The organism is Marinagarivorans sp. (assembly GCF_982758155.1).
This window is the reverse complement of the sequence record NZ_CEXWTU010000084.1, coordinates 1-19,263: the sequence shown is the minus strand read 5'-3', so window position 1 is coordinate 19,263 and position 19,263 is coordinate 1. Positions and strand designations below refer to the sequence as shown.

Here is a 19,263-nt window from a genome sequence, read left to right as displayed (position 1 = left end):
TAAAAGCAGTGCTTCACCTCAAGGTGAAGACAACACCATTCTCAGTGCTGCTGATAGCACCGAGCCCCCTAAGAATACAGAGGTTTAACTCACACACTATGAGTGTTAACGAGAAGCTCCAAAAAGTGCTGGCATCGGCTGGCTTTGATTCACGACGCGCGATAGAGCGCGCTGTGAGTGCAGGATTGGTTACCCTTAATGGTCAACGCGCCACGCTAGGGGTCCGCGTGGCTCCTGGCGATAGAATTATTTATCAAGGTCGCTCTTATACCGTACCGGCAACGGCGGATAAGGAGACGCGCGTGCTGCTCTACAATAAGCCTGAAGGCGAAATATGTAGCCGACAAGACCCCGACGGACGAAGCACCGTTTTTGACAAGCTCCCACGGCTAATGGCAGACCGCTGGATTTCAGTAGGTCGGTTAGATATTAATACGAGCGGGTTGCTTTTGTTTACTAATGACGGGGAGCTGGCCAACAAATTGATGCACCCCTCTTCAAGTATCGATCGTGAGTACCTTGTGCGTGTACACGGAACAGTGACGCCGGACGTTAAAAGGGCGTTGACCGATGGGGTATTGCTTGATGATGGCGAAGCTAAATTTACTGATATCCAAGAAAGTAAAAACAACGAGCACGCCAGTGGTACTAATCGTTGGTTTTATTGCACAGTCATGGAAGGGCGCAATCGAGAAGTGCGACGCTTGTGGGAGTCTCAAGACCTAAAAGTTAGCCGCCTTAAGCGCGTACGTTACGGTAATATTTTTATTCCCTCATATGTCCGTAGTGGCCAATGGGTTGAGCTTAACGATAAAGAGCTAGCAGCACTTTATAAAACCGCAGGTCTGGAAGCGCCAGCACGGCGTAAATTTCAGCCTAAAACGGCTCAAGCGCGAGAGCGAAATGAGCGCAAGCTGAAAAGCGGCGGTCATCGCGGCGGCAATAAGCCACGGTACAAATAGTATCAGCCAAGCAGTTTCCATTTTGCTGTTGAATACAAACCTTGCTAACGCGCCGCAACGTTTGTATTCAACAAATCCCATTCTGTTTTAATGCAATTCCTTCCCGTATTTTTAGCCAAATAAAGTGCCTCATCGGCGCGTTCGAAAAGACTATCTCGTCCATCTTCAGTGCTAAATGAACTAATGCCTAAACTTATTGTGGCGGCTATAGTTGTGTTGTTGAAACTGATGTGAGTTTTCTCAACGGCGCTTCGCGCACGCTCAGCAACAAGCTCGGCAGCCGAAAGATTGGCGCTTGCCAATAAAATAACAAACTCTTCGCCACCAAATCGAAAAACTTGATCTGTTTCTCTGAGTGTACTTTTGAGTGTTTGCGCTATGTGTTTTAGCAGAGTGTCGCCAGCATGGTGCCCAGCAGAATCGTTGACTCCTTTAAAGTGGTCAATATCAATAACGATCATGCTCAGCAGTTGATCATGCCTTTTAGCCATGCCGAGTTCACGCTTGACGGCAAGCTCGAAGGCGGCGCGATTGGCGAGCTCGGTTAGCGGGTCTCGAAGAGAGCTATCTAGTGCCTCTTTATAAAGAAGCGCGTTACGCAGCGGGTAGAACATCGCGCTTAGGCCATCTTCAAGCTGCTGCAGTTCACCCTCAGAGAATTTTTCGCTACGCGTGAAAACAATGCTACCAAGATCGTAACCGCTAGCTTTTAATCCGTATGTGGCAGAGTGAAGCTTTGCCGCGCCCAGTTCGATAGTTATTTTTTTCGCGGGGTTACTGTAGCGCAGGCTTGCACAAGGGACTTGTGTCGTAATGCCGCTAAAAAAAGTGGTCAACACATCTCTAACATCCAGTGAGGTGTTTAGCTTTAGCTGCCAGCGAGGTAGAGGCGGCTTAATGGTAGCGCGCTTAGGCTCGTTGTTATTTTCATTGTGTTGCGCTACCGAGGGTTGCGTTAGCGAGACCATGTATACACTCCAAACCTTTATTTGATCAAGGTGACTGTTTTTTGAACTTCACCCTACACATATCAAAACTCGTGCCACAAAAACCCTTAATTTTTATAAGTTTGCTTCCTTTTGGGCTCTATTGGCGTCATAAAAGTGACAGTTTAGTGCTCTATTCCTCCTAAGCGTTGTGTTGACCGTACATTATTGCCAAAATGGCGCCGCGAAAATATGAGGTGATATTCTGTGGCTAAGATTGGTTTATTTTTTGGTAGTGATGAGGGTAATACGCAAAGCGTCGCGGCACGTATTGTTGAGCGCTTGGGTTCCGACAATGTTGATCTCTATGATATTGCTGATGTTACCCAACTTGAATTCGAGAATTACAGTGAGATAATTTTAGGGATATCCACCTGGGATTTTGGCCAAATTCAATCCGATTGGGAAGAGTTTTGGGGGGATGTTGAGTCTATCGATTTCAGCGGAAAGAAAGTTGCCCTGTTCGGACTAGGTGATCAATTCGGTTATGGTGACTTTTTTGTCGATGCAATGGGAATGCTACATGATGTTGTGCTTGAGCGCGGTGCCGAGGTAGTGGGCCATTGGCCAATTGCAGGTTACGAGTTTGATGCATCTAAAGCTTTAACCCGTGATGGCCTATTATTTGTGGGGCTTGCGGTTGATGAGGATCAACAAGCCGAGTTAACCGATGCGCGGCTAGACACCTGGTGCGCAGGCTTGGCCCATCACTTTTCTATTGTTTAATAACGCTAGACTGCAAACATTGGAAAACTAATGTAATCTTGATAAGTTAACTAACACCTGTCCGCATTACGTGCCGATGAAACTTCGCCCATTACGGCTAAAAATAATAGAGGGATGCCTGTGACCGACAATGCCAATACCGCTTTAGCACTCTTTGAACATGCATTTCAAACCTATCCTGATCGCCCAGCATTCACCTGCTTGGGTACGACACTTACCTATCGGGAAATCGACGAGAAAAGTGCAGCTTTAAGTGCTTTTTTGGTGAATGAACTCAATCTCTTGCCAGGCGAACGTATCGCTTTGCAAATGCCCAACATCACGCAATACCCTATAGCGCTTTATGCTGCATTGCGGGCCGGCTTGGTGATTGTGAATGTGAACCCACTTTATACCCCTAGGGAACTGCTTTATCAGCTAAAAGATAGCGGAGCAAAAGCTTTAGTCGTGTTGGCCAATGTAGCATCGCAAGTGGCTCAAATTATTGATCAGACACAGGTAGAGCATGTCATCGTAACCGAAATCGGTGATTTTATGCCTTGGCCGAAGCGGACATTGGTTAATGCCGTGGTCAAGCATGTTAAAAAAATGGTTCCTGCATTCTTTTTCGCAAAGCCCATTGCATTTCTTGATGCCATAAATAAAGGCAAGGGCATGGCTTTACCTAAAGTCAACGTTAAACCCGAGGATCTAATGGTTCTGCAGTACACCGGAGGAACAACGGGTGTTGCAAAGGGCGCAATGCTAAGCCAGTTCAATATGTATTCGAACGTGCAGCAAATCAAAATACATTTTCCTGAGTTTTTCTCAGAAGAGCCAGAGATCTTTGGTGCGCCGTTGCCGCTTTACCATATCTATGCGCTAAACCTTCATTTGCTTTCCGGTTTCTCTAACGGTACGCACTCTATTTTAATTCCAAATCCTCGTGATTTACCGGCGTTATTTGATGCTTTGGCCGCACACCAAATAACGGTATTTATTGGTATTAACACACTGTTCAATGCCATGCTGAATCATAAACGTTTTGATGAAATCGATTTCTCTAAGCTAAAAGTTACAGCAGCAGGCGGCATGGCTTTAACGTCGGAGACCGCCAAAAACTGGGAGGCTCGAACAAAAGCTCAAATTTCTGAAGGCTATGGCTTAACTGAAACCTCACCGGTAGTGACAACCAATAAAGTATCTGCCGTACAACTGGGTAGTATAGGAACCCCCCTTGTAGATACCGAGGTAAAGGTTGTTAATGAGCAAGGGGAATCTTTAGCGACAGGTGAAGCGGGTGAGTTGTGCATTCGCGGCCCTCAGGTTATGCAAGGTTATTGGCAAAAGCCGGATGAAACACGTGAAGTGCTTGATGAGGATGGTTGGTTTCGAAGTGGTGATATTGCGTTAATACAGCCAGATGGCTACCTCCGAATTGTTGATCGTAAAAAAGATATGATTATTGTATCTGGCTTTAATGTATACCCAAATGAAGTCGAAGATGTTGCAATGACTCACCCTTCAATATTAGAAGCAGCTGTAATCGGCATTCCTGGCGCTGAAGGCAGTGAGCAGGTGAAGATTTTTGTTGTTACAAAAGATGAGTCCTTAAGTGAAGTGGATGTTATTGCCCATTGCCGCGAAAATTTAACGCGCTATAAAGTGCCAAAATTAGTTGAATTCCGCAAAGAACTCCCTAAAAGTAATGTTGGAAAAATACTTAGGCGCGAGCTTCGTGATTAGTCTTTTCAGCGCATCTAAAATTTGAAATACTTCTTAAGGTTAAGCTCCCATATTCTGGGAGCATTAACAGCTACAGCATACGTCCATGCGGTATTTGTGATTGCCGTAAAATAACGTGTATTACTTAGGTTTTTACCCCGCAAGCTTACCTGCCATGGATCATCCCCTTCAGATTGCCAGCGCAATACAGCATCAACCGTGATATGTGGCGGTATTCGGCTATAAAATGAAGGCGCTTCATCGAAGCTTTTTCCACTCTCGTTAGTATTCTCGTATTGAAAAGAGCGGGGTTCGTAACCATTGCCGTTGTAGGGTGTTAAATAATAAGCGCTTCTATATTTTGCCCCAATAGACACATTAATTTTTCCAAACGACATAGCTTTAGCGTAATTTATCTCGGCATAGATATCCCAAGTAGGGCTACGCGGCATTTTATTGCCTTTAAGGTCGCGCAGCGGATGTTCAATGTCCGGGGCTTGGTTCAATACGGTATAGCATTCGCCGTCTCCTTGTATATTGGATAAACCTTCTTTACAGCTAGTTTGATAATAATGGCTAGGGCTGCCATCGGAATTCATATCGGCGCCGGGACGAGCTTGCTGGTACTGGGGCTCTAGGAGGTAATCGTAAATATTGTAAGTGTGGCTATAAGTACCCAGTTCGCTATCGGGGATAGGGGTGTTCGTATGTGGCGTATTAAACCTTAGCGGATCTGCGTTGGTGAAACCGGAGAAAGCCGCCATTCGCGAATCAAGTATTGTGCCTTCAACATATTCAGCATTTAGGTAAAGCGCGTTAATCCGCATGCTCCAAGTGCTATTTAATGCGTAATCTATATTAATATTGGCACCATAGCTTCTGGCTTTTGGTATGTTAACTCTAAAATCATTGGTGGTTTCTAAATTACTACTTTGTGTAGGCGCCGCCGTAAGTACACTGTCGAATGCTTGGCTTGGCGCGACATTAATCATGGCAATTTTATCTTTATATCGATAGTGAAAAATATCGGCCGCTAAAGTAATGTTGCTGTATTTTTGTAATGTCCCTAGCGTGATTGATAAAGCTTTTTCAGCGGCGTATGTGGGATAGCTATCGCTGGATAAATTATCATTAAAGCCGCTGTTTGAGGTGGCCGTTGCGATGGTGGTATAAATAATCCTCTGGGCTTCGGGCTTGCTTTGAATGTCAAAATTGTAATGGATCTTCCAGTCTATGGCGTCATCCCCAATGCGTCCATTTTGTGAAGATAGATAAAAATCATTACCGTCGTAGCCGTTTTGTTGAAGATACTCGAGAACATTATCTTCCTCACCCCAGCTTTTAACGCCAACCTGATAAGCCTCCCATTGCTCACGCTTGGTGACGACTTGATAATCTTCAGTAGATAAATTCACGACGGGGTTACCGTTACTGTCAATTTCATCAGCGTCGTCAAAGTCATTAGGGGTTCGATTGGGGTTGCTCGATAAGTTCCATTCAAATCCGCTGGAGCCATGCCTTAAATTAGGAAGTGTTGAATTCTCCGTTAATATGGCTATTCCGTTGCGCTCTTTATCATTGGCCTGCTTGCGAACACCTACTGTAAAGGTATGTTTTGGAGTGGGCTGATACCGTAACTCTGAATATAAAGCACGCGAGCCGGATTGGTAGTAAGTGTTATATTGCCCTCCGATGTAGCCGTTGGCTTTATCATCGCTATCGCCCCAAAACCAAAATAGTTTTTCGCTGGTAAGGCTCAGTGTATTATTCCAAGACAGCGTATCGCCAACTAAAGAAAAGCCGACACTAAGGTTACGTGCGGTTTGATCTTTATAGTCGGTTACAAAATCAAATTCATTTAGGGTATCGGGTGCAGGGCTTATATTGCTCGTGTAATCGATGAGCTGTATCCCCCTGTTGCCACCTGTCTTATTCAGCACGCTACCATTATTTTGCGCTGCATTTAATTGAAGATTAATCCGATTGTTGGTGTACTGCAGTGCGAGTTGATGTGTGCGCGACCGAACACGATTAATCGAATCAACATTAACAAAATGGACTTTATTGAACTTGTCATTTAATAAATCCGAAACCTTTGGGCTGAAGTGTGGTGTTCTTGCACCCTGAAGGTAAGGTGTGAGCGTAAGGGTTGTACTACCTGTGCCGTTATCGTAAAGCCGGCTGTGTGAATATAGAGCGCTAAAACCATTCAGATTATCGAAATGGTACTGTAACCGAAGTGATTGGGTATCCACGCGCCCTGGGATATCAGTAGGTGCGGAGCTGGTGTTCGTGAAAAAGCTATCTCTGTTATAGTGTTCAATAGATGCCCGAATAGCATTGCGACTATTGATGGCGGCATTTAGTACAGTATTCACTTTTTGAGTATTGAAACTACCGGATGTTAGTGATATATCGCCATGATGACTTGCAGTGCTAGGCTTTATATACTGAACATTAATGTTGCCGCCGACGCTAGCTTCAGAATGTAATTGATTTTGTGGCCCTGGCTCTATACTGATTTTTTCAGCATCGTGCCAACTGCTCATAAAGGCCGTGAGTTTGGGCAAGTGAATGCTGTTTTCATAATATTTTACTAGCGGGTCGCTTAAATCGGTATTGTCGTCAATGCCAACCCCACGAATATAAATAGTTGGTGAGGGTCCGGAATTAACGTCGATACCGGGTAAGGTATTAGCGACACGATCAGCGCTATCGAGACCCAGTAAAGCGATCTCTTCGCTAGTAATGTCCTGTGAATTTGCTTGCAACCTTCCGAACGAATTGTTGCCCATTGGCTGACCTAAGATAAAAACTTCTTCGATACGTGGGGCTTTAATGTCTGTTTCTGTCGTTTCTATTGGAACTACTGGTGGCTCATATTTAACAATGAAGCTTAAGCCGGCTTTCTTATAGATGTAGCCACTCTTGTTTAGGAGGGCTTCTAATGCGTCCTCTATTGTCATTTCCCCATGAATAGCCGGACAAATAGGCATGCTGAGGTTGCCCTGTTTAAAGGCTATGGATAGCTGTGTTTGAGATGACAATATGATGAGTGAATCATTAAGCTGTTGAGAGGCAATATTGAGGGAGAAAGTGCGACTGTTAATCGCTGTTTGGCTTTGGGCGCTAGTATTTAGCGGTGCCGTGAGCTCTGCAATCGAAATATTACTGATTACAAACAATAAACCGGCTAAGGCAAAGTGGCTCCATTTTTTAAAACACATGAATTGAAAAACCTAGGTAGCCCACCAGCACGCTAGGAGTACTGGCTGGTGGTACTCAATTTTATTTAAGGGCGACTCACCAACATAATTTTACCGTATTCAGCTTTAATAGCTTTAACTGGTAGCAACGCCTCTAATATTTCGGGAAGTTCATCGAGCTGGCTAATATTAATAGATAGGCTGATTTCCGTTGTCCCAAGCTGCGGTGTGGCTGCAAATATTTGCTCAAGTGTGTAGCTGTTGGTTTCTTTTAAAATCAGCGCTAGTGGAACGTCACGGTATACTAAAACACCGGTTTTCCAAAGTGAAAGTTGATTTTCATTGCCGAAGCTAATCGCCCCCAAAGCACCGTTTTTAGCGTGTATCGCTTGTCCTGCAATAAGGTTTTGTGTGTTCTTATGCTTACCTGAACTGTTTACGATGACTTTGCCTTCATCTACATTAACTGCAAATTCTTCTCGCTTTGTATTTACTGTAAATATGGTGCCCGTTACTACGACAGAATATTCTTTATAATGCACAGTGAAAGGGCGATGCTGATCTTTAGCAACGTTAAAAAATGCGTGGCCAGACACTAGGGTTACTTCGCGACGTTGCGCATCGAGTGATACCTTAATTTTCGTTTGTGGCGTTAATGTGATGTGGCTTCCATCGCCGAGTGTGAACTCACGGGTTTCGGCTGTTGCTGTGGTGTATTCCACGATGGCGATTTCTTTGTTTAGGCTAAAAACAAATAGAATAGTCGCGCATACAATCGTGAAGGCTGTGGCAAGGCCCTGCAATAAGCGGCTTTGAATTAAAGTTGTTATATTAAGCAGGTTTTTGGTGGATTCGGGTATTCCATTAGCGTGACGCTGCAGAAGTTGCCCCTCTTTGGTGTGTGTCAGCTGATCGAGAGCGGTGCTTGTACGTTCAACACCCTGATACGCTTTTTCGTTTGCGGGCTTTTCAAGCCAGCAGTTGAATTGATAAAAGGTATCACTATTGACGGCGTCGTCGTCTTGAAGCTTCAAAAACCATTCACGTGCTTGTTGTTGGCATTTCATCTGGCGCAATCGATTAAACATCTTCGTTCTCCATTGCTTGGTGGCACTGCGCCAAGGCTTTCGCGACATGCTTACGTACCGCAGATTCCGATAAACCTATTCGCCGACCAATTTCAGCAAAACTTAACTCTTGAAATCGATGCATAGTGAAAATCTTACGGCGTCTTTCTGGCATGCTCCAGATAATGTTATTGAGTTTACTCAACAGTTGACGCGCGCTATTTGTCCGCTCTGGGCATAGATCATTCTGAGCATGGCCGTGTGCTGCAACATGATCATTAACAGATTCGATCGTTTTTTCTTTTCGTTTAAGGTCTATACAAAGGTTGTGAGTTATCCGGTAAGCGTATTGCCGAGGGTTTTGAATATCGGTCATGGTATTTTTCATGCGTAAATAAACCGCTTGAACTATGTCGTCTGCACAATGGGCGCTGATCCGAAAATGTTTAATCGCGTAGGCCATAAGCTCTTCACGATGATCGCTAAACCAGGGCGTGTCAGGTTTAATCGCTGCTGTGGGCAAAGGCGGAGATGTTCTAAACTGCTCGGTCATTGTGAAGCCACTGTCTGAAATATCCAATAAAGGCGCATCCCTGCGCAAAGGCGAGCATTTTCTCGCTGAACAAAAGTGTGAACCCGTTTGGCTGCACAGGAGTAAGACGCGAATGCTGAGCCATACCGCACCCCTTGTTATAAAAAATGTACGCTGAGGATTCTATCATCGAGGTAAGTTAAAGGCTTCTCTAGTCTTTAACCGCTGTAACGCTAGCATCGCTAGACTATGTAAAACACTTTAACTAAGATGGGCATAATCCATCAAACCTACCGTCGTGAACCAACGAAATACCCACATGCCCTTAAATTTTTTAAACAGTACTAATAGTCCAATCAGCCATTGTCGCCAGAACGAAAAATTGGTTCTTCATATGTTAAGGCAGCTTCATCGCGAGTCCAAAGCAAATCTTGCTCGCCTGGCGGGGTTAACGGCTGCGGCAATTGGTGGGATAGTCACTTCTTTGGAAGAAAAGGGGCTGATCCACAATGTTGGTAAAATCCAAGGCGATATGGGCAAGCCGGCAACACTTTATGCGTTATTGCCAGAAGGTGCTTATGGTATCGGGGTTAGCATTAATCGCGGTTACATCGAAACACTTTTGATGGACTTTGTGGGGCAGGTGGTGGCGAGTAAAAAACACTCTATTATTTTACCGTCACCAAAAGCGGTTCTAGCATTAGTGCTCGAGGACATTACCCATTTGGTTGAGCCGTTAAGCGCCAGCATCAGCAGTAGAATCGTTGGCGTCGGTGTCGCGCAACCTTACAATATTGGCAGTGGTGCGGACGACAATGAAGATTGGTCTGCCTGGGATGATTTCAGTTTGGCGAACGCTTTGTCGAGTACTATTGGGTTGCCCGCTTTGACGCAAAACGACGCAAATGCAGGTGCAATTGCTGAGCTGATCTATGGCGGAAAGCCCGAAGCTAAAGATTTCTTATATTTCTATTTTGGTTCACCCATGGTGCTTAGCTTGGGTGGTGGCGTGGTGCTCAATGGTGAATGCCGAAATGGCGTGTCGGGGAACGCCGGTGATATTGGCTTAATGCCGATGCCAATAGCGGGTAAGTATTCAGGCTTATTGGCACAAGAGGAAGAGCCGCAGCTGTTAACCCATAGTGCTTCGTTACATTCTTTGGTGTGTTATTTACGTCACCAAGGTGCTTGTATTGAAACCCGTAACGATTTTAATGCTTGCTTGCCTGAATATTCATCAAGCGTAGATACTTGGCTGGATAAGTGCGTTTATGCACTGGCGATTGCTATTCAAAGTTTTCAAGCGTTGGTCGATGTACCTGAAATCATCATCGATTGCGAAGATTCAGATGCTGTTCTTATTGGGCGAATAATAGAGGGGTTAGAGACGAGCTTGGCCTTATGCTCTCATCGGGGTTTTATCATGCCTTCTATTCGCAAGGGTGCCTTTGGCAGTCAGGCTTCGGCAATTGGGGCCGCTACTGTGCCATTAGACGCCTGCTTCTCTCCAAAATAACGGGCTGCTCTCCACATCAAGACTTGTACTGAAACTTAAAATCAATATACTAAACTTACTTTATTAAGTAAGTAGGTTTGGTATTCATGACTTTGAATGTGGCGTTGCGCGCGAGCGCAAAAAAGTTTGAGTCATGGATGAAGGACGAGTGCCTACCGCTATGGACCACTCATGGTATTGATGGGGTAAGTGGAGGGCACTTCGAACAACTACTGGTTAACGGCTTACCGAATGTAGCTGTCGACATTCGTGTACGAGTACAAGCACGACAAGCGTTTAGCTACGCGTATGCTGCATATAACGGTTGGCTGCCTAGTGGCGTAGCCATGGCCAATCAGTTGCTGGATTTTATTGAGTCAAACGCACGCCACACAGTTAGGCCGTCTGGCTTTACTCATTTAATGGATGCTAATTTCAATATCATCGACACCCGCCAAGACCTTTATGACCACGCTTTTGTTTTTTTGGCTTATGCTTGGGTTTATAAAGCGACAGCCAATGAAAAGCTAATACAACGTGCCGCCACATTATTGAAGTACTGGGATGCTCAATTTGGCTCCTTAAATGGAGGCTGGATAGAAGGTGATTACGCGGCCCCGCACCGCCGACAAAATCCGCACATGCATTTGTTTGAGGCTTTTATGTCTTTATATGAAGCTACGCAGGATGCGCAATGGTTGGCACGTGCCAGTGAAATTTTCACACTATTCCAAACGCGCTTTTTCGATGCTCAGCGTGGTGTGGTCTTAGAATATTTTAATACGGATTGGCAGCCACACAATGATTCACAAGGGGCGAAGGTAGAGCCCGGCCATATGTTTGAGTGGGTTTGGTTATTGCATTGGTATCAGCGCCTGTCGGGCCATGATGTTAGCCATTATACCAGCAAGCTGTATTCGCAGGCGATGCACTTAGGTTTTAGCCCGGCGTCAAAACTTATGTTTGACTATGTTTATATCGACGAGAATATGGCAATTACGGCGCGCTCAAAAACTAAACGTTGCTGGCCGATTACGGAGTTAATTAAAGCGCATATTGCTGAGGCGCGAGCGGGAAATAGTGCGGCGCAGCAGCAGGCTGCCAACGCTATAGATTTACTTTTTACCTACTATGTAAACAATCAGTTATCCGGCTCGTATTGTGATCAACGTGGAGAAAACGACGAAATCATTAATGTCGCTATCCAAGCCAGTACGCTATACCATCTGGTTGTTGCCTGCGGCGAGGTCACACAATTTTGTCGCGATCAATGAATAACAAAATAATAATAAACGAGAGGTTTCAATGGCATTAAGCATCATTGATAGTGCAATCATCATCATCTATTTAATGGGCACGCTGGCGATTGGATTTTGGATTTCGAGCAAAGCCTCAAAAAACATGAAAAGCTATTTTTTGGGCGGTAATAAACTGTCATGGTTTACTCTAGGCTTATCGAACGCATCCGGGCAGTTTGATATTTCAGGCACCATGTTGATGGTCTCCTGGCTATTTATCTATGGCCTAAAAAGTGTTTATGTTCCTTGGTTGTGGCCAGCGTTTAATCAAGTTTTTTTGATGATTTTTTTGTCACTCTGGCTACGCCGCTCAGGTGTAATGACCGGCGCTGAGTGGATTCGGTTTCGGTTTGGCGACAATTTAGGTGCGAAGTTATCCCATTTGATAGTCGTGGTTTTTGCTTTATGCCTTGTGCTCGGTTACTTGGCGTATGGATTTATTGGTATTGGTAAATTCGCGGCAGTATTTATGCCTTGGCAGCTATCCGAAAATTCTGAAAATAATGAAATTTATTATGCCACCCTTATCACCGCAATTACGACTCTCTATGTGGTGAAGGGGGGGATGTATGCCGTTGTTTTTACCGAAGTGCTGCAATTTATCATGATGACAATAGCGTGTATTGCGGTGGGGATTATTGCGATAGTTACTGTATCGCCACAAATGCTGGCTGCCGCCGTACCGGAAGGTTGGTTCAGCATGGGGGTCGGTTGGGATATAGGCCTTGATTGGTCCGGCTCAATACCGCAAGCGCAGCAAATTATTGTTAATGGCGGCATGGATCTTTTCGGCGTATTTTTTGGCATGGTATTAATGCGAGGCATATTGGTTAGCATGGCGGGCCCTGCACCAAACTATGATATGCAACGAATTTTATCCACTAAGAGGCCAAAGGATGCTGCCAAAATGAGTGCCTTTGTTAATGTCGCTTTATTGGTGCCACGCTATATGCTTATCACAGGTTTAACGGCCTTAGCATTAGCCTTTTTTCTTGGCGATTTAAAAGCGATGGGCGATGGGCTGGACTTTGAGACGATTCTCCCTTTTGCGATTAAAAACTATATTCCGGTTGGCGTTGCCGGTTTATTGATTGCCGGATTGATTGCAGCCTACATGTCTACATTTGCCGCTACGGCCAATGCTGCGCCAGCTTATGTTGTCAACGATATTTACAAACGTTATTTTAATCCCAACGCAAAAGATGGCACCTACGTCAAGATCAGTTATGTCGTATCGATCATATTCATTACTGTTGGGTCTATTATTGGCTTGGCAGTTCCATCACTTAACTCGATTGTGCTATGGATTGTAGGCGCGCTTTATGGTGGCTATACCGCTGCGAATGTTCTGAAATGGTATTGGTGGCGCTTCAATGGCTTCGGATACTTTTACGGCATGCTCGCCGGCATACTCGTCGCTATTCCTATGATGTTTATGGATGTTCAAGAACTTTATGCATTTCCTGCAATTTTATTGATTTGTCTCTTAGCCTCTGTTTTGGGCTCGCTGTTAACCGCGCCTGATGACATGACCGTATTAAAAACATTTTACTTAAAGACAAGGCCTTGGGGTTTTTGGGGGCCGGTGCATGAAGCGCTTGAAAAAGAGTATCCCGGTATCCAGAAAAACACACACTTTAGTCGAGATGCTTTGAATGTTGTTGTTGGGCTTGTCTGGCATACGAGTTTAACGACTATTGGTATTTTCTTGGTGCTCCAGATGTGGCTGCCTTTAGCCGTTGCCGTTACCATTTTAGTGGTTACCACCTATTACTTAAAAATGCGTTGGTACGATAATCTGGAAGATTACCCCGATGAATATGCCACCCAACCGCTTGTTGAAAAAAGAGCCGTACATGAATGATTTTGAAAATAATATAAGCCGTCTTATCAATCGTCAGGCACGGTTAATTGCGCAAAAAAACTTACCTGTAGATAACGGCAACGGGATTTTTACTCGTTGGCAAAATCCTGTTGTCACCGCGGATCATGTACCGGTTATATGGCGTTACGACTTAAACCCAAAAACAAATCCATTGTGTCTAGAGCGTTTGGGCGTTAATGCCGTATTTAATGCTGGGGCAATTTTTTGGCAGGGAAAATATCTATTGGCATTGCGAGTCGAAGGCAGCGACCGAAAGTCTTTTTTTGCTATCGCTGAAAGTGAAACTGGTGTCGATAATTTTCGATTCTGGGATCGCCCAATGGTTATGCCGCAGACAAATGAACCCGACACCAATATTTACGACATGCGATTAACCGAGCACGAAGATGGATACATCTATGGTGTTTTTTGCACAGAAAGAAAAGATCCTCATTTCCCCTTCGATACCACCGCAGCAATAGCGCAGTGTGGTATTGCTCGAACACGCGACCTTGTCAGCTGGGAGCGCCTCCCCGATTTGGTCACACACTCGGGCCAACAGCGTAATGTTGTTTTGCATTCAGAGTTTGTCGACGGTAAATATGCATTTTACACGCGCCCCCAAGATGGTTTTATTTCTGTGGGTGGCGGTGGCGGAATTGGTTGGGGTCTTTGTGAGGACATTACTCAGGCCGAAATAAAGTCTGAAGTTATTGTGGATGAAAAAATTTACCACACCATAAAAGAAGTCAAAAATGGCCAAGGCCCAGCGCCGATTAAAACCAGTCAGGGTTGGCTGCACCTTGCACACGGGGTGCGCAATACGGCGGCTGGGCTGCGTTATGTGCTTTATGTTTTCATGACAGATATTAATGAGCCCTGGCGAATCATAAAACAACCAGGCGGGTATTTTATGGCACCACAAGGGGGCGAACGTACAGGCGATGTTTCTAATGTTTGTTTTTGCAATGGTTGGATACTTAACGGCCATAGCGTGAATATTTATTACGCGTCGTCTGATACCCGCATGCATGTTGCAACTACAACGGTAGAGCAATTATTGGACTATGTGAATAATACGCCTGAGGACGGATTAACCTCAGCTGCGAGCGTTAATACGCGCCTTGAACTGATCAATCGCAATAAGCGTTTTTTAGAGGGCGTGCAGTGAAGACACCAACCTATGCGTCTAGTGATCAGGAGGCGCCCCCTGTAATTTGCGATATACCGTTTAATGCGCCTGAGCCATTTTCTCTGGAGATGTTGGCCGTTGAGTGCAGGGCAGAATTGTTGCGTATTGGCCACTGGTGGCACAACAATGTAGTCCTTTCTGAAGGCTTTGCCGGCGAGGTTACTCATGCGGGCGAAGTTAAAGCCGGCGCTCCAAGAGGCGTCATATTAGCCACTCGTTTATTGTGGTTCTACAGTGAAGCCGCACTCTATCTCTCTGTAGACGAAGATCGAAACGTGTGGCGAAATACCGCACAAGATCTTTACCGTTATATTATTGCCAGATTTGTTGATGAAAAACACGGCGGTGTTTTTTGGGAGGTCAGTGCTAGTGGCCGAGTCCTTAATAGCCGCAAACAAATATATGCGCAAGCTTTTGCGGTTTATGCCTTTAGTGCGTATTACCGATTGATGGGCGATAAAAAAACGTTGGACTTAACGTTAGATATTTTCGGCCTTATTGAACTCCATGGATTAGACCCTGTAAATGGCGGCTACTATGAAGCCTTTACACAAGACTGGTCTGCACTTGACGATCTCCGTTTAAGTAAAAAAGACTTAAATAGTGCAAAAACCATGAATACACACCTCCATCTATTGGAATCCTATACCGGGCTTTATAGCGCGAGTCAGAATGCGGATGTTAAATGCGCACTCGTTAGTTTGATTCAGTGCTATTCAAAAAACTTTCCCTTCGCAGGTAATCGTCACCTAAAAATGTTTATGGATTTGACGTGGCAAGATGAAAGTGACGATTACTCTTATGGGCACGATATTGAAAGTAGCTGGCTATTGTGGGAAGCAATACTTGCCGTAGATGACCCTTCATTATTTGATCAGGGGCGCGATTTAGTCTTACAGCTTGTTGAGTCTTGTGAGCAAGAGGGCATAGAGGACGATGGATCTCTGATTGATGCTTATTCAATCCGTAAGCAATGTAAGATCGAAGACCGAGTGTGGTGGGTGCAAGCCGAGGCTATGGTGGGGTTTTTCAATGCCTATGAAATTACTCGTGACCCATCGCATCTCAATGTTGTGTATGGATTATGGCAGTTTCTAAAAAAAGAAATCATTGATAACCCGAGGGGCGAATGGCGCTGGATGGAAAAAAAAGATCCCAACGGAAAAAATTATTACACTGCGGGGTTTTGGAAAGGGCCTTATCATAATGGTCGTGCGTTAATTGAGATTTGCCGGCGAATAAACAAGGCAACGCTACCCGACTAATTTAATGGGTATGATTTTTGTTACGGTACACCGCGGTTGATTTACGCACAATAAGCGCGTGCGGCAATACAATTTCATTGCTCGGCAGCCCTTGGTCTTGTATTAATTGTAAAAGAACATTAAACGCAGTTCTTCCGAGGTCTTCAGCTGGCTGCTCTATTGTGGTGAGCGGTGGTTCGGCATATTTTGAAAATTCAATATTATCAAAGCCTGTTATAGACATATCCTTAGGAATATCAATGCCAGCCTGCCGAAGGCTTTGCATAGCTCCTATTGCCATTTCATCACTCATAGAAAAAAGCGCTGTCGGGCGATTTTTCATTCCAACGAAGTGGTTGGCCGCAACCACACCTGCACTCATCGTAAAGTCACCATAAGTAATGAGGTTTTCATCCAAGGGGATTCCCGCTAATTCGAGTGCTTGGCAATAACCGCGGTAGCGGTCAATGGTATGTGGGTTATCGGCTTTTCCAGCAATAACTCCAATACTTCTATGCCCTTGGCTAATAAGGTATTCAACAATCGCTTGCGCGGCACCGACATTATCAATACGAACTGAAGGGTAGGGCATACTTTGACTACCGCAGACGCTAACAAACGGGATATTGAGCTCTGGCGCTAAGGTCTCACAGGTGGGGTGTGGGCGCAGCTGGATAACCCCATCTGATTGTCGTGTGCGAACAAGGTTAATGTACTCCTTTTCCCGTTCAAGCGAATCATGGGTGTCGCCAAGTAATACCGCGTAACCGGCTAGATGCGCAGAATCTTGGATCCCACGAATCAGGGTTGAGAAGAATGGGTTGGTAAGATTGGGCACAAGAACAACAATCGAGTAAGAGCGTGCCGCCCTGAAGTTTCGGGCCATCATGTTGGGGCTGTAGTTCATTTGCTCTATAGCCGCATTCACTCGCGCAAGGGTACTCTTGGACACTTTTTCTGGTGTACTGAGTGCTCGTGATACGGTGGCAATGGATACCCCTGCCGCTAAAGCCACCTCTCTAATACTGGACATACAGCTAAACCACTCAAAATAACAGAACGGGTTTGACCGGCGAATACAATCCTATTGCATGATAAAACAATAAACCGACAACACGCCGACGTGACATTTGGTTTATAGCTTGAGCTTAACATCCTGCGGATAAGCACGTCTGTTGGAAATTGTAACCGGTTACAAAGTAAGTCTAGACTAGCGCTAGTTTTAAATAATTTATTTCGCGTGCGCTATATTTTGGTGCATCCAATGGACGGGTTAATCATGCGTCGGTTGCTTAACATATACGATCTCTAAACTATTGGATGGGGGCGATTCACCCGAAGCGTTCCCAGCAAAGAGACGATATTGGAATCGCCCAATGTTAATGCTTGTGTCAACGAATAAGGTGTCGACTTCAGGCATAAACGCTTGTTTGCCATCGCTAATATCATGACCAATCGTTTCCCAAGATGACCATGATTGCCAGATTTTCCACACAGCCTGTTTTTGTCGACGTTCAATACGGTAATGTTTACCTACAGGTGCCCCCATCCATGTAATGGCTCCAGCCTGCGAAACCGCGCGTAAAATTGGGGCCTCCGATATGGGTAAAGGTGGCGCAGATGCCAATCCCTGAAGTTGTGCTTGGGCTAGCCGCACTAAGTCCACCACGGCCTGCTCTTCATTACTTTCGCCTTCAGGGAACCCCGGTAAATGATAGCTATAATGTCCCGTGTATTCTTTATGCCAGTAAAATCCACCGTCGTGCCGATGACCGCGAAACCCCCATACCAATGCGCCTGCAGCACGGGCACCGTGATATTGGTAATTGACTGCTTTTTGCATAATTGCCGCCATACCTTTAGCGTCCTTAAGGCCGTATTCGCCAACCAAATACACTTTTTTGCCGTCAATAGCTTTTAAATCGTGCTCAATTTGCTGGGGATTATTGTTTTCGTTAGTGGTGTAAAAGTGATTCGAGATAATATCGATATTGGGATCACTCAAAGATGAAGGCATAATCTTTAGGTATGTACCGTCAATAATCAGTTGGTTAGGCGCATTTTTTTTAATATGAGCGGCTGTTTTTCGGACAAAGTCAGGGGTTGAATCACGCAGCTCGTTCCCTGTTTCCCAAGCCATAATGGCTTTCTCTTCAGAATAACGGCGTCCGGTCAAAGTATTAGTTCGGTTTATCACCGCGCTAATAATATGCAAGTAAGCCTGGTAGGTTTTACTTTGCGTATCGTAAAAATCCTGCGGGCTTTCACCGTAAAAATCGGCTAGTTGTTCGCGTCCGCCCCACCATTTCCAATGGTCAATAAAAGGCAAAATTAAACGCAGATTCTGTTCCTCAGCAAATGCAATCATCCGGTCGTAAACAATCATCGCATTTTCACTCAAGCGTGGCATACCGTTCGGTTTTACTGGCGGCAGAATATGCGTTTCTCGACCGCAAGCCTGGTCGTAAGGTGTTGCTACCGATAGAACATAAATACGCATGGCCTTATGTCCTGTGCGTACTAAAGTTTTTATCCAGTTCTCTTGCTCATCGGCAGTCGGCCACTGAAAATATTGCCCCCAGCCCCTGGGATCTTGTGGGCAAGGACCGGCAGCATCATTCTCAATACGGTGTAGTTCTGGTGCATGTATCCCGGCAAAACGAAATTCAATATCGCCATCCAACAACCGATGGCCGTCACGGCTAATGAAATGAGTGAACTCAGCTTTAGCGGGCAATGTGGAGAGGCAAATGATAATACCGATTAAAACAGATATTTTTCTCAAAATAGAATCCTAGCTTGGTCATGGCATTTCACCTCGCAATCCACAGTGGGCAGCGGGTTTGCGGGATGTAAAGTAACTGTGAAATAACAAAAAAAGTACACTATATTTACGATTAAGGGGCGAGGCAATAATAGTTTGTCCAATTACACGAGGGCGCCTGCTTTCTCAACAAGGCGCTCGAAGGGGCGCATGCCGGGGCATG

General features: G+C 45.1%; 14 protein-coding genes. 8 read left to right on the top strand and 6 right to left on the bottom strand.

What is annotated here, in order from left to right:
- Positions 1–98 precede the first annotated feature (98 nt).
- Positions 99–962: a pseudouridine synthase gene (locus AC3A8L_RS10945; protein WP_487962292.1), complete on the top strand. Its 864-nt coding sequence runs from the start codon at positions 99–101 to the stop codon at positions 960–962.
- Between the two features lie 44 nt (positions 963–1,006).
- On the opposite strand, the gene AC3A8L_RS10940 is transcribed toward AC3A8L_RS10945, so the two are convergent.
- Positions 1,007–1,930 (bottom strand): GGDEF domain-containing protein, encoded by a 924-nt coding sequence (locus tag AC3A8L_RS10940; protein ID WP_487962291.1) that lies wholly within the window; start codon positions 1,928–1,930, stop codon positions 1,007–1,009.
- A 225-nt stretch (positions 1,931–2,155) separates the two neighbouring features.
- On the opposite strand from AC3A8L_RS10940, the gene AC3A8L_RS10935 reads away from it, so the two are divergent.
- Both AC3A8L_RS10935 and AC3A8L_RS10930 read left to right on the top strand, forming a co-directional pair.
- Positions 2,156–2,674 (top strand): flavodoxin, encoded by a 519-nt coding sequence (locus AC3A8L_RS10935; RefSeq protein ID WP_487962290.1) that lies wholly within the window; start codon positions 2,156–2,158, stop codon positions 2,672–2,674.
- 114 nt (positions 2,675–2,788) lie between these two features.
- Positions 2,789–4,399, top strand: coding sequence for an AMP-binding protein (locus tag AC3A8L_RS10930; protein WP_487962289.1), 1,611 nt, complete (start codon positions 2,789–2,791; stop codon positions 4,397–4,399).
- 14 nt (positions 4,400–4,413) lie between these two features.
- Here AC3A8L_RS10930 and AC3A8L_RS10925 read toward each other — a convergent pair whose 3' ends face one another.
- From AC3A8L_RS10925 to AC3A8L_RS10915, 3 genes are all read right to left on the bottom strand, one after another.
- Positions 4,414–7,605 (bottom strand): TonB-dependent receptor, encoded by a 3,192-nt coding sequence (locus AC3A8L_RS10925; RefSeq protein ID WP_487962288.1) that lies wholly within the window; start codon positions 7,603–7,605, stop codon positions 4,414–4,416.
- A 65-nt stretch (positions 7,606–7,670) separates the two neighbouring features.
- The gene (locus AC3A8L_RS10920; RefSeq protein WP_487962287.1) at positions 7,671–8,672 is read right to left on the bottom strand and encodes a FecR family protein; all 1,002 of its coding nucleotides are present in this window, start codon (positions 8,670–8,672) and stop codon (positions 7,671–7,673) included.
- Entirely contained in the window at positions 8,665–9,231 is a 567-nt protein-coding gene (locus AC3A8L_RS10915; RefSeq protein WP_487962286.1) for an RNA polymerase sigma factor, read from the bottom strand. The genes AC3A8L_RS10920 and AC3A8L_RS10915 overlap by 8 nt, the downstream gene beginning before the upstream one ends.
- 346 nt (positions 9,232–9,577) lie before the next feature.
- On the opposite strand from AC3A8L_RS10915, the gene AC3A8L_RS10910 reads away from it, so the two are divergent.
- From AC3A8L_RS10910 to AC3A8L_RS10890, 5 genes are all read left to right on the top strand, one after another.
- Complete coding sequence (locus AC3A8L_RS10910) at positions 9,578–10,699, top strand: ROK family protein (protein ID WP_487962285.1); 1,122 nt, start codon at positions 9,578–9,580, stop codon at positions 10,697–10,699.
- Positions 10,700–10,785: 86 nt separating this feature from the next.
- Positions 10,786–11,952 (top strand): AGE family epimerase/isomerase, encoded by a 1,167-nt coding sequence (locus AC3A8L_RS10905; protein ID WP_487962284.1) that lies wholly within the window; start codon positions 10,786–10,788, stop codon positions 11,950–11,952.
- Positions 11,953–11,983: 31 nt separating this feature from the next.
- Positions 11,984–13,840, top strand: coding sequence for a sodium:solute symporter family protein (locus AC3A8L_RS10900; protein WP_487962283.1), 1,857 nt, complete (start codon positions 11,984–11,986; stop codon positions 13,838–13,840).
- A complete protein-coding gene (locus AC3A8L_RS10895) occupies positions 13,833–15,011 on the top strand; it encodes a glycoside hydrolase family 130 protein (protein WP_487962282.1) in 1,179 nt (392 codons plus the stop codon). Before AC3A8L_RS10900 ends, AC3A8L_RS10895 begins: the two co-directional genes overlap by 8 nt.
- Positions 15,008–16,297 carry an AGE family epimerase/isomerase gene (locus AC3A8L_RS10890; protein ID WP_487962281.1) on the top strand — a complete coding sequence of 430 codons (1,290 nt, stop codon included), beginning with the start codon at positions 15,008–15,010 and terminating at the stop codon, positions 16,295–16,297. Before AC3A8L_RS10895 ends, AC3A8L_RS10890 begins: the two co-directional genes overlap by 4 nt.
- A 1-nt stretch (position 16,298) precedes the next feature.
- Here the strand turns inward: AC3A8L_RS10890 and AC3A8L_RS10885 are convergent, their stop codons facing one another.
- Positions 16,299–17,309 carry a LacI family DNA-binding transcriptional regulator gene (locus tag AC3A8L_RS10885; protein ID WP_487962280.1) on the bottom strand — a complete coding sequence of 337 codons (1,011 nt, stop codon included), beginning with the start codon at positions 17,307–17,309 and terminating at the stop codon, positions 16,299–16,301.
- A gap of 240 nt (positions 17,310–17,549) precedes the next feature.
- On the bottom strand, positions 17,550–19,061 hold the full coding sequence (locus tag AC3A8L_RS10880) for a glycoside hydrolase 5 family protein (RefSeq protein WP_487962279.1): 1,512 nt from the start codon (positions 19,059–19,061) through the stop codon (positions 17,550–17,552).
- Between the last annotated feature and the right edge of the window lie 202 nt (positions 19,062–19,263).

Excerpts from the sequence above, each read along its gene's own strand:
- AC3A8L_RS10885 (WP_487962280.1), bottom strand. The coding sequence starts at position 17,309 with ATGTCCAGTATTAGAGAGGTGGCTTTAGCGGCAGGGGTATCCATTGCC.
- AC3A8L_RS10910 (WP_487962285.1), top strand. The coding sequence starts at position 9,578 with ATGTTAAGGCAGCTTCATCGCGAGTCCAAAGCAAATCTTGCTCGCCTG.
- AC3A8L_RS10945 (WP_487962292.1), top strand. The coding sequence starts at position 99 with ATGAGTGTTAACGAGAAGCTCCAAAAAGTGCTGGCATCGGCTGGCTTT.
- AC3A8L_RS10920 (WP_487962287.1), bottom strand. The coding sequence starts at position 8,672 with ATGTTTAATCGATTGCGCCAGATGAAATGCCAACAACAAGCACGTGAA.
- AC3A8L_RS10925 (WP_487962288.1), bottom strand. The coding sequence starts at position 7,605 with ATGTGTTTTAAAAAATGGAGCCACTTTGCCTTAGCCGGTTTATTGTTT.
- AC3A8L_RS10895 (WP_487962282.1), top strand. The coding sequence starts at position 13,833 with ATGAATGATTTTGAAAATAATATAAGCCGTCTTATCAATCGTCAGGCA.
- AC3A8L_RS10900 (WP_487962283.1), top strand. The coding sequence starts at position 11,984 with ATGGCATTAAGCATCATTGATAGTGCAATCATCATCATCTATTTAATG.
- AC3A8L_RS10905 (WP_487962284.1), top strand. The coding sequence starts at position 10,786 with ATGACTTTGAATGTGGCGTTGCGCGCGAGCGCAAAAAAGTTTGAGTCA.
- AC3A8L_RS10930 (WP_487962289.1), top strand. The coding sequence starts at position 2,789 with ATGCCTGTGACCGACAATGCCAATACCGCTTTAGCACTCTTTGAACAT.
- AC3A8L_RS10940 (WP_487962291.1), bottom strand. The coding sequence starts at position 1,930 with ATGGTCTCGCTAACGCAACCCTCGGTAGCGCAACACAATGAAAATAAC.